This is a genomic window from Poseidonocella sp. HB161398 (genome assembly GCF_005870025.1).
In the GTDB taxonomy this organism is placed as follows: domain Bacteria; phylum Pseudomonadota; class Alphaproteobacteria; order Rhodobacterales; family Rhodobacteraceae; genus Mangrovicoccus.
Genome location: NZ_VATA01000285.1, coordinates 1 through 580 on the forward strand (window position 1 = coordinate 1; position 580 = coordinate 580).

Genomic DNA, 580 nt, shown 5'->3' on the forward strand with positions numbered 1-580 from the left:
GGGCTACGAGGAGATCACTGCCGGTGCCGCGGACCTTCGCGGGAAGCTCCGCGCGATCAGCCTCTATTTCTTCGACTTGTCACTGGCTCATGAAGTGCAGTTCCGGCAATTCGTCGGCATGGCGCTTCTGGCGAGCGCCACGGCACCGGGAACGCCGCACCGTGGCGGACGGCGGCTCGAGATGTACCGGCGGGCGCTTTCGGAGGGAGAGAGCCGCCTCGAGGCGGCAGGGCAGGCGCGCCTGGTCAATGCTCTGGCCGCCACGACCGGGGCGGAGGCGATGATCGCCCTCCTGGATGTTGCCGGAGCCGGGGCCCAGGAGGCGCGCCTGACGGTTGCCGGGGTGACGGAGGCGATCCTGGACCGGCACTTTGGCGTCCCGGGCCGCACTGCTGCCGAGGGTCCGGGGCTCTGTTTCGGTGGAGACGCGTCTTGATCCCTTTCGGGAGTGAGGGGCGGCGCTGAGCGGGGTCCGGCGGTCTCGCCTTGGCCTGGCATGAGTGGTCACGGTCGGGTCGCCGCGGGTCATCAGGCCCGGCAACGGTCCCGGGCTGGCGGAATGGCCCTTCGCCTTCAGCCG

General features: G+C 70.5%; 1 protein-coding gene. It reads left to right on the forward strand.

Translation table 11 applies throughout. From position 1 onward, the window contains the following. A partial coding sequence (locus FGX59_RS38055) for a hypothetical protein (RefSeq protein ID WP_171061035.1) occupies nucleotides 1-436 on the forward strand: 436 nt, incomplete at its 5' end. Nucleotides 437-580: the final 144 nt, after the last annotated feature.